The 5596-nt window shown below is 26.5% G+C and carries 10 protein-coding genes, 1 tRNA gene and 2 pseudogenes; 4 read left to right on the top strand and 9 right to left on the bottom strand.

Features of this window, described 5'->3' with window-relative positions; all coding sequences use genetic code 11:
• Window positions 1–251: 251 nt before the first annotated feature.
• From LUA84_RS00900 to LUA84_RS04610, 6 genes and pseudogenes are all read right to left on the bottom strand, one after another.
• On the bottom strand, window positions 252–434 hold the full coding sequence (locus LUA84_RS00900; protein WP_231434000.1) for a hypothetical protein: 183 nt from the start codon (window positions 432–434) through the stop codon (window positions 252–254).
• Window positions 435–594: 160 nt separating this feature from the next.
• The gene (locus tag LUA84_RS00905; RefSeq protein ID WP_231434001.1) at window positions 595–765 is read right to left on the bottom strand and encodes a hypothetical protein; all 171 of its coding nucleotides are present in this window, start codon (window positions 763–765) and stop codon (window positions 595–597) included.
• Window positions 766–852: 87 nt separating this feature from the next.
• Complete coding sequence (locus tag LUA84_RS00910; protein ID WP_231434002.1) at window positions 853–1095, bottom strand: uL10 family ribosomal protein; 243 nt, start codon at window positions 1093–1095, stop codon at window positions 853–855.
• 131 nt (window positions 1096–1226) lie between these two features.
• Window positions 1227–1454, bottom strand: a complete 228-nt coding sequence (gene rplJ, locus LUA84_RS00915) for a 50S ribosomal protein L10 (protein WP_231434003.1) — start codon at window positions 1452–1454, stop codon at window positions 1227–1229.
• A gap of 1 nt (window position 1455) precedes the next feature.
• A pseudogene (rpl1P, locus tag LUA84_RS00920) lies at window positions 1456–1995 on the bottom strand (50S ribosomal protein L1).
• 299 nt (window positions 1996–2294) lie between these two features.
• Window positions 2295–2778, bottom strand: a pseudogene (locus LUA84_RS04610) (50S ribosomal protein L11).
• A gap of 219 nt (window positions 2779–2997) precedes the next feature.
• On the opposite strand from LUA84_RS04610, the gene LUA84_RS04995 reads away from it, so the two are divergent.
• Window positions 2998–3375: a transcription elongation factor Spt5 gene (locus tag LUA84_RS04995; RefSeq protein WP_457913320.1), complete on the top strand. Its 378-nt coding sequence runs from the start codon at window positions 2998–3000 to the stop codon at window positions 3373–3375.
• A 36-nt stretch (window positions 3376–3411) separates the two neighbouring features.
• Here LUA84_RS04995 and LUA84_RS00930 read toward each other — a convergent pair whose 3' ends face one another.
• The 3 genes from LUA84_RS00930 to LUA84_RS00940 form a co-directional block, all read right to left on the bottom strand.
• Window positions 3412–3807, bottom strand: a complete 396-nt coding sequence (locus LUA84_RS00930) for an FtsZ/tubulin family protein (RefSeq protein ID WP_231434004.1) — start codon at window positions 3805–3807, stop codon at window positions 3412–3414.
• A 168-nt stretch (window positions 3808–3975) separates the two neighbouring features.
• Window positions 3976–4230, bottom strand: a complete 255-nt coding sequence (locus LUA84_RS00935) for an FtsZ/tubulin family protein (RefSeq protein WP_231434005.1) — start codon at window positions 4228–4230, stop codon at window positions 3976–3978.
• Window positions 4202–4462 (bottom strand): hypothetical protein, encoded by a 261-nt coding sequence (locus tag LUA84_RS00940; protein WP_231434006.1) that lies wholly within the window; start codon window positions 4460–4462, stop codon window positions 4202–4204. The genes LUA84_RS00935 and LUA84_RS00940 overlap by 29 nt, the downstream gene beginning before the upstream one ends.
• A gap of 199 nt (window positions 4463–4661) precedes the next feature.
• Here LUA84_RS00940 and LUA84_RS05000 point away from each other — a divergent pair, with 199 nt between their 5' ends.
• The 3 genes from LUA84_RS05000 to LUA84_RS00945 all read left to right on the top strand — a co-directional run bounded on the left by LUA84_RS05000 (window position 4662) and on the right by LUA84_RS00945 (window position 5267).
• Window positions 4662–4913: a hypothetical protein gene (locus tag LUA84_RS05000; protein WP_457913321.1), complete on the top strand. Its 252-nt coding sequence runs from the start codon at window positions 4662–4664 to the stop codon at window positions 4911–4913.
• Window positions 4861–5094, top strand: a complete 234-nt coding sequence (locus LUA84_RS05005) for a hypothetical protein (RefSeq protein WP_457913278.1) — start codon at window positions 4861–4863, stop codon at window positions 5092–5094. The genes LUA84_RS05000 and LUA84_RS05005 overlap by 53 nt, the downstream gene beginning before the upstream one ends.
• 100 nt (window positions 5095–5194) lie before the next feature.
• Window positions 5195–5267 (top strand) — tRNA-Lys (locus LUA84_RS00945).
• The last annotated feature ends 329 nt before the right edge of the window (window positions 5268–5596 follow it).

Here is a 5596-nt window from a genome sequence, read left to right on the forward strand (position 1 = left end):
GTAAATATTCCATTCCAGCAACATATAATTTTATTATCTTTTTACCTAGCTTTAATTCTATTTTATTATATGGTACTTCTTTATCTTTAAATAATATACTTATGCTTGGTCCATATTTATAGTTAATTTCAATTCCATCGTACCCAAATATTCTCCCCTCCTTAATTGATAAATCTGATAATTTTCCATATATTATTTCTTTTGCTTTTGTTTCCTGATTTTCATTTATTATATAAGCTATATCTTTAGTTTCACCAATATATTTTCTTATTATGTTTTGCATATGCAGCTACAGCCATTCCCCCTATTAATATTGGTTGGATATCATAATCACTAGCAAATGCTTTTAATATACTTTCAAGGTTTTTTATTGTAAGCTTATCAGTTAATTTATAACTTTCCTTTGATATGTCTTGTGATGTTATATGCGGCATATATAAAAATAAGTAAAGAAAAAGTTATAAATGTTACTTATAAAGTTTCTCTAAATAATAAAACAATATTAAATTCATACTATTTATAAAGGAGGGGATTTTTTATGATAATTATATAGATAAAAAATAGCAAAAAGTTACTTAAAAATATCTAAATTAGTCATAAATATTTAGTTTTTCCTTTAATGTTGTAGATCTTCTGTTTGTTGAATATAGTTAATAAATCTTTTATTGTATCTTTTGTTGGTATTCCAGTATTTAGTGATAATTTTACTAAGTTTTGGTATGCTTTTGTTAATAATTCTTTATATTTTCTTTTTTGGGAATGCAATTTCTAATGTTAATGTATAGCTTTTCTACATCCGGATCTTAATTGATTTATATATTCTTATAAAGGAGTTGATAACATATCATATCTTTATAATGTTTTTCCATCATATACTACCAATAATTTTATCTTTACTGGTATTGGAGTTATATTAAATTTCTGTAATAATGATACTAATTCACTGTCAACTTTTTGACTTTTCTTTGCTACTAATGTATCTTCAGTTATAACAATTTTTCCATTTTCAACCTTTGTTTTTATATTATATTTCTTTAATTCAGTTAATACAGGACCTGGTGTTAAATAGATAGGTCCAGCTCTTATTATTAACATCTTCCTCTAAATATCTCCTTCCTTAGCAGCTCTATAACTTTTATTTTCTTCCAATATTTTATTTAATAAAAATGGATTTATATCATCTTTTGGTAATATTAATAAAACTGCAATTCTTTTATTTTCTTCAATTAATCTATCATCTTTTTAATATTTGGATCTTTANNNTTTTCTAAAGCTTTAATCAAGAGATTCTTTTTAACAACTTTTACATTAATATTCATTTCCTTTAACTTTTTTCTAATTACTTGTAGAGAAGCTGTTGGAATATCCATTATATTTGCTATTCCAATTATCTTAGAATTAGATAACTTAGAATATAAATCATTTGCATATAATATCTTTTGTTGGGATACCATTTTACATTATTCTTATTGAATCACTCATTGTTAGCTTTATATAAACACTCTTTATGCTATTTTTATTCCCAGGAACCCTATTAATAAAATATACTAATACATGGTTTGCATTTTCCAATATATCTTCATATTTCATATCTTCAGTTCCAGTTGGTATGCCAATAGTTTTGTGGTTCTTTACAACAATTCTAATCATATTTTGTAATCTATTATAAATTGATCTTAAGAAATCCTGGTTTCATTATCTGGAATTATCATTCCATGACTTTGGATTTGGCATTTTATTTTTTGTAGATAAGTATTTACCTAAATTTTTTCCTACATCTGCCATAGTTGATGCCTGTGCTACAAAAATATAATATCTCCTAACTAATTTTTTTGCTTCCCTTTTATTTTCAGCTATTTCCTTTATTTTATCCTTAACCAATACAAAATCAAATATTTCTTTTGCAGGTTTTTCTAATTCAGGTCCAACAATTGCAGCAATTTTTATTTTCTTTCCTCTACCTTTAGGTAATTCAACATATCTCTGTAAATCTATTTTCGCTTTTGTTTAAATCATATTCTTTCTTTAAATTAATTATAAGTTCTACTGCTGTTTAAATCTTCTCTTTTTTGATTTTTCTATGAGAGATTGTATATTTTTAACATCCATAGAAAAAAGAAATATAGAAAATATTTAAAAATTATCTTTTAACAAATAACTCTATTATATCCTTTATTGATTTTTTAAATGAGAAATATTTCTTTATATAATGCCTTATAATCAGAAAAATTATAATAATTGTTATAACTATCCCTAATATTAAACCAATAAAAAAACTTAAAATATCAAACATATCATTTTAATAGACTATCATACAATCCCTGATCTACTTCTTTTACTAATTCTTTTGGATTTCTATTATTTACCGTTAATCCCAAAGATAATGCCGTTCCTAAAACCATTTTTACTGCAGATTTTAAATCATTAGTATTTAAATCACTTCATCTTTACTTTTGCAACCTTTATTACTTGTTCCATTGTAATATTTCCAACTACTACATCTGGTTTTGTCCTTTTTGCAATTTCTATATTTGCTTCCTTCTTTAATAATGATGATGTTGGTGGCAATCCTACCTCTATTTCATATTTTCTTGTTTCTGTATCTACTATTATTTTTACAGGTACCTGTAAACCTTTGAATTCTTTTGTAGCTTCATTTATTTTATTTATTACTTCTCCAATGTTTAATTTNNNNTGGCTCAATTTTGGTCCTATATTTGGTCCTGGTTTAGCATTTCCTCCTTCTACTAATATATTCCATAACTTCCTTGCCCATATAGATTTGTTTTTTAAAATATATTTTAAAGATTATATAGATGGGTANNAGCATAGTATAAAGGAAATGAAGGAAGTATATGAAACAGCTAGCAAACTTACATGGGATGAAATAAAGAAATTGGTTTATGTTACATTATTATTCTTTGCATTGGTTGCAGCTATTGTATTGCCTATATTTATAAGCTTACAGTATAAGGATAATATATGCCAATATAAGCCATAGTTGTAACATCTGGAAGAGAAGAACTTGTAGCTGATATTTTAGCAAATGAGGGAAAAAATGTAAAGTATGCTATATATTCTATAATACAAATACCTGGCGTAAAAGGATATTTATTTGTTGAAACAACTAATTCTTTAGAATTACAAAGAGCAGTTTTAGGGATAAGGGATGTTAAAAGAGTATTACCTCAAGAAATTCCAATAGATGAATTATTAAAATACTTTGAAGAAGAAAAAGGTGAATATGATATAAATGATATAGTAGAAGTATTATCTGGAGCATGTAAAGGAACTAGAGGAAAAATAATAAATATAGATGAAAAGAAAAAGGAAGTAACAAAAGAATTAATTGATGTTCCAGTTCCTTTACATTAAATGTACCTATAAATAGTTTAAAATTAATAGAAAAATCTAAATCACTTCAATTCCAAGATCACTTTCTAGCTTTTTCTGTTCTTCTGGTTTTAATTCTTTTTCTCCAGATTTTATTCCTAATATAAATGATGGAGGTGCTTTAAATTTTGTAATTTTTAATGATACTCTTACATAATTCTTTTTATCTTCTTCAATTGTAATTCCTTGTATTAATTTTGCTTTTGGATCTAATACAGATTTTATTGTATCTAATATTTTATTTATATCTGTAGGTGTTACATCTGGTGATGAAACAATTCTTACTAATGCAGCTTTAGCTCCTGTAGCATCAACATCAACAAATGGGTTGTTTAGTGCTCTTTGAACAGCTTCTGCAGCTTTGTTTTCTGAATTTGATTTCTCCAACTCCAAATATACCATATCCAGAGCCAACTACAATCGATNTAAAGTCTGCAAAATCTACATTTATATATCCTGGTTTTGTTAACAATACTGTTAGATCTTTTAATGCATTTGCTAATAATGAATCTGCAACTTTAAATGCTTGCATCAATGGAATATTTGGATATAAAGTTTGTAATTTATCATTTGGAATAATTACTAGAAATCAACATTGTTTTCTAATTTTTCTAAGGAATATAAAGCATTATCCCATATATTTGCACCTTCTACAGAGAATGGCCATGTACATATAGCAATTACCAGTGTTCCCATCTTTTTTGCAATTTCAGCAACAACCGGTGCAGCACCACCACCAGTACCACCACCAAGACCACAGGTGATAAATATGACATCAGCACCTTCTATTGCTTTCTTTAATTCTTGTTCAGATTCTTTTGCGGCTTCTAGCTCCAACTTTAGGATCTTTTCCTGCACCTAAACCTTTTGTTAATTGTTTTCCTACCAATATCTTCCTGTGTGCTTTTGTTATTAACAAATGTCTAACATCAGTATTTACTGCTATTAATTGTGGGCCTTCAATTCCCATCCATATAATGTAGAAATTGTATTGCTTCCACCACCGCCACATCCAATAACTTTTATCCTCTTTGTTGCCTGTGCTTGATTTCTTCCAGTTCTTTATCAAAAATTTCCGCATTATTATCCATTAAATTTTTTTGAAAATAAAATTAATAAAATTATCTTTTTTAGATAATCAAAAACTTTAAAAAATTGATATAAACTTTATTTAGATTTTTTCATTAATGGTAAAGTGGGTTGAGATCGAATATTCAATATATGATCAAGATAATAGATTATTAGAAAAAACAAATAAGCTAGTAATAATGCCTTTAGGATATAATATATTGAATAAGGAAATTGAAGAAAAATTGGCTAATGCAGAACATGGGAAAGAATATAACTTTTTATTAAAAAGACCCTATGGAGAAAGAGATCCAAGTTTAATTAAAATAATACCTATAAGTGAATTTTATAAAAGAAATATAAATCCAATACCAAATTTAGTTGTAAATGTAGATAACTATGGTTGGTGTTATAAGATCTGTAANNAGCGGAAGAGTTGTTATAGATTTTAATCATCCATATGCTGGTAAAGATCTATTATATGTAATAAAATTAAATAGAGAAGTTACAGATTTAAAAGAAAAAATCTTAGGAATTCTAAGTATAACATATAATATTTCTAAAAAGAATATTGATGTAAATATTGATGAAAATAATAAGAAAATATCAATAAATTTAAGNATTCTGTTTTAACTAAAGAACAGAAAGAAATTATAAAGAATTTCATACCAGAAGTAAAGGATTCATAATTATAGAATAATTTATAATTTCTTTTTATCATAAAATTTANATTGGGCCCGTAGCTTAGTTGGTAAAGCGTCGGGCTCTTAACCCGAAGATCGGGGGTTCGAATCCCCCCGGGCCCGGGTTCGATTATCATGAATGGTTAAGGATATTAACAATCATAGTTTTATATTGGACAATGTTTTCTAATATCTTATGGATATAAAGAAAATATCATATTTTACCATAGTAAGCTTTCTATTGTTGATTTCTACGTTTAATATATATTCACAAGTCGGAGCAAATGTTGTTGGAAGTAATAGTGCTCAAACAAATAGTATAGCATTACCTCAAGGAAATATTATTATTGTATTGCTGCATCAGATTCTGATGTGGATCCTATATTGATATCAAATACTCAAAATATTCCAACTCCTTCTCCATTCCAGCAAGATATAGCAGTATGTAAAGG

Source organism: Candidatus Nanopusillus massiliensis, assembly GCF_920984865.1.

Bases quoted from the DNA above. Each gene is read 5' to 3' on its own strand.
- LUA84_RS00900 (WP_231434000.1), bottom strand. From the start codon at position 434: ATGCCGCATATAACATCACAAGACATATCAAAGGAAAGTTATAAATTA.
- LUA84_RS00910 (WP_231434002.1), bottom strand. From the start codon at position 1,095: ATGTTAATAATAAGAGCTGGACCTATCTATTTAACACCAGGTCCTGTA.